The organism is Petrachloros mirabilis (assembly GCF_975968855.1).
The window spans coordinates 1-3,725 of the sequence record NZ_CDLUDY010000137.1 but is presented as its reverse complement, the minus strand read 5'-3'; the positions used below and the strand labels follow the sequence as shown (position 1 = coordinate 3,725).

Genomic DNA, 3,725 nt, shown 5'->3' with positions numbered 1-3,725 from the left:
TCGTCGGCTGATCATTCCCGTCAACGCACTCCTCCGCTCATCGCCTACGACGGCAGGTTCATCGCCTTTTGTAAAATCCAGTCCTGCACCCTGTCGGGAAACCACTTCACCATGAACGCACGAATTTTCGCGTCCTTCCCCACCAGATAACGAGTCTTCGGGCGTGCAGCGGTCAAGGCGTGCAACACAACTTCCACCACCGCATCGACAGGAATCGCCCGGCTGGCGGCATCTTCCACCGCTTTCTTCACGCGCTGGACCGTCGTCTCGTAGAGACGCCTGCCTTCGGCGCTGACGACGGTTTCCAGTTCCAGCGCCTGGTGTATCGACTTATTCCAGATCGGAGTGGCAATCGCGCCCGGCTCGATGATCGACACCTCGATCCCCCAGGGCCTCAACTCCATTCGCAACGCATCCGTTAAGGCCTCCAAGGCAAACTTGGAGGCAGAATACGGACCCATGACGGGAATCGTTCCCCGGCCCGCAATCGATCCCATGTTGACGATCCGGCCCCGCGCCGATCGAATCAAGGGAAGCAGAGCCTGCGTCACCGCGATCTGACCGACCACATTGACTTCCAATTGTTTCCGCAGGTGCGGGATGGGTATCAGTTCGAGCGGGCTGCCAATTGCGACACCGGCATTATTGACTAAACCGCTCAATCCTCTTTTACCAACTCGTTGTTCAACGGCCTGAGCTGCTCGAGCAATCGACTCGCTGTCCGTCACATCGAGATGGACCGGAATAATCATCGTGCCGCCGCGTTCTCTCAGTGCTTCGCCGTCCTGTACATTACGAACTCCGGCAAAGACCGTCATCCCTTGGTTTGCACACCCCAATGCGCAGGCAGCGCCGATTCCCGTCGAAGCGCCGGTGATGAGGATGAACCGTTCGACCTTCTTCTCTGACATAAACTCTCCTTTCACATCCGCGCGAATTGTAACAGAAACGTATCCCTCTTCACCTTGACAGTCCTACAGCTATCACATATGGTCAATTCGTCGGCTTTCGGTCGATGCGGTCCGAGCCAATCAGCAACGATCCCCATCTCACTGAGCAGATAGCATGTCGAAAATTGCCGTCATCGATATCGGGACGAACTCCATCCATATGGTCCTCGCCGAGGCCCTGCCAGATTTCAGCTACAAAATTCTCGACCGCTTCAAGGACATGACCAGGTTGGGCGACGGAGCCTTCACGACCCAGCAGCTCTCCCATGACGCCATGACGCGGGGGCTCGAGGTAATCAGCCGACTCGTCACACTGGCCAAGAACAAAGGGTATGACCGGATCATCGCAGTTGCCACCAGTGCGGTCCGCGAGGTGAAAAACGGAGGTGACTTCATCAAGCTCGTCGCAGAGAAGGCCGGGCTGAAAATCAGAGTCATCAGCGGGCCGGAGGAAGCCCGTCTCATCTTCCTGGGTATCAAAAACAGCGTCCCCATGACGGAGAAACCGGTCCTGGCCGTCGACGTCGGCGGCGGCTCGGTAGAACTCATGACCGGCAACCGCGACCAGATGCTCCACGCAAAGAGCCTCAAACTCGGCGCCATCAGACTTGCCGACCAATTTCTCAAACGGACCCCCCCGTCAGACGGCATGCTTCGCGCGTTGGAATCCCTTGTCGACGCGCAACTCAAGAACGCCCTCGAGTCGTTCAAGATAAATCATTTTGACAGTTTGGTCGCAACATCGGGAATGGCAGGCAATCTGGCCGAGGTCATCCATCTGAAGAGGACACAGTGTCCGTTGACACAATTGAACCTGGCTACCGTGTCCTTGAAGGAGGTGAAAGACATCGAGCAAGTCCTACGGCAGTCGACCATCAAAGAACGCCAGGCCATCCCGGGCCTTGATCCCAAACGTGTCGATACGCTCTTTCCCGCAACGATCGTCATTCGCCACCTCATGGAATTGTCAGGCCATGACAAAGTCATCCTGTGCGACAAGGCCATCCGCGAAGGCATCATCTACGACTTCATCGTCCGCCACCGTGAACGCATCAAGGCAGAAGCAGAGATTCCAGACCTGCGTCGACGGAATGTCCTCGCCCTGGCCCGCCGTTGCCAGGCTCCAGAAGTCCACAGTCTGCACGTTGCCAGTCTTGCCTTACGGCTCTTCGACCAGACCAAGCGGCTCCACGGGTTGGGCCAGACGGAGCGGGATTGGCTGGAGTATGCGGCGATCCTCCATGATATCGGCTACCTCATCAGCGAACGCCAGCACCACAAACATGCCTACTACCTGATTACGAATAGCGAACTGGGAGGCCTGACAAGTGAAGCAATCGCCGTGATTGCAAACGTCGCCCGCTACCACCGCCGCGCCATACCGCAAGCCAAGCATGACGGATTCCGGGCCCTTTCAAGGAAACTCCAGAGGACTGTTCGTGTGCTGTCAGCCCTCCTCCGGATTGCCGACAGCCTGGATCGCACACACTTTTCCGTTGTGCGCACCGTCGACGTAAAACTCGGCCGCACGATCACGATCACGGCAAACATCACCGGTGATGCACAGCTCGAGCTGTGGGCGGCAAAAGGGCGCGCCGACCTCTTTGAAAGAGTCTTCCGCCGGAAGGTACAATTCAGAATGAAGGCCCATGAGGACGCGGCATGAGCACCACGCCACCCGGACAGACAGCACCCCATCCCTACCCCGGGAAACTCATCATTGTTGAGGGAATCGACGGATCCGGGAAAAGCACGCAACTCTTGCTGCTTCACAAATGGCTCGAATCGAAAGGCCACAAGGTCTTTTTTACCGAATGGAACTCGTCCAATCTCGTCAAGAACACGACGAAGAAGGGCAAGAAGAACAAAAGCCTCACCCCGACGACATTCAGCCTCCTCCATGCCACCGACTTCGCGAGCCGGCTGTATCACGAGATTCTTCCTCCTCTCAAAGCCGGTATGATCGTCCTCGCAGATCGTTACATGTATACGGCCTTCGCGAGAGACGTCGTTCGCGGCGTCTCCTCCGAATGGGTCCGCAAACTGTATAGCTTCGCGATCCAGCCCGATATGGCCTTCTACTTCAAGGTCCCGATCGAAGTGGCCATCTCCAGGCTCCTCGGAGGAACGAGGGGACAGTTCAAATACTATGAAGCTGGAATGGACATGAACCTGAGCCAGGACCTGACCGAGAGCTTTCGCATCTTCCAATCACGCATCCTCGCGCAGTACGACAAGATCGTGGAAGAATACGGTTTGATCACGATGGACGCAACCAAGGATATCAGCGAGCAGCAGGACATCATGCGCCGTCTCGTAGGCGACAAATTGAAAGATTACAGACCAAAACGGGGAACACATGGGCGACGCTCATTATTTTGGCGACGGTTTGACGTACCTAAATCCGAGTGACCTCAAAGGCAAGCTCATTGCGATCGAAGGCACGGACGGCGTCGGCCGCTCGACACACATCGAGATGCTGCAGGAATGGCTCGAAGTGCAGGGCTACGGCGTCCTGACCACCGGATGGACGAGGTCCAATCTCATGTCGAAGACCATCGAGGTCGCCAAAGAAGGCAACATCCTCGATCGCTGGTCGCTGAGTCTCTTATACGCAACTGATTTTGCCGATCGGCTGGAGCATGAAATTATTCCGGCCCTGCGATCCGGCTTCATCGTGCTGGCGGATCGATACATCTATACGGCCTTCGCCAGAGACTTTGTGCGTGGCGGGGACCGCAAGTGGATCAGAGACGTCTTCGGGTTTGCTTTGGT

The 3,725-nt window shown here is 56.6% G+C and carries 4 protein-coding genes; 3 read left to right on the top strand and 1 reads right to left on the bottom strand.

Going from position 1 to position 3,725, the window contains the following annotated elements; genetic code table 11:
• Positions 1-44: 44 nt before the first annotated feature.
• A complete protein-coding gene (locus ACWVCN_RS05540; protein ID WP_455244536.1) occupies positions 45-911 on the bottom strand; it encodes an SDR family oxidoreductase in 867 nt (288 codons plus the stop codon).
• A gap of 154 nt (positions 912-1,065) precedes the next feature.
• On the opposite strand from ACWVCN_RS05540, the gene ACWVCN_RS05535 reads away from it, so the two are divergent.
• The 3 genes from ACWVCN_RS05535 to ACWVCN_RS05525 all read left to right on the top strand — a co-directional run.
• Positions 1,066-2,616 carry a Ppx/GppA phosphatase family protein gene (locus ACWVCN_RS05535; RefSeq protein ID WP_455244535.1) on the top strand — a complete coding sequence of 517 codons (1,551 nt, stop codon included), beginning with the start codon at positions 1,066-1,068 and terminating at the stop codon, positions 2,614-2,616.
• Entirely contained in the window at positions 2,613-3,362 is a 750-nt protein-coding gene (gene tmk / locus ACWVCN_RS05530; protein ID WP_455244534.1) for a dTMP kinase, read from the top strand. The genes ACWVCN_RS05535 and tmk overlap by 4 nt, the downstream gene beginning before the upstream one ends.
• Positions 3,310-3,725 (top strand): dTMP kinase (locus ACWVCN_RS05525; protein ID WP_455244533.1); only part of this gene is annotated, 416 nt, incomplete at its 3' end. The genes tmk and ACWVCN_RS05525, both read left to right, overlap by 53 nt.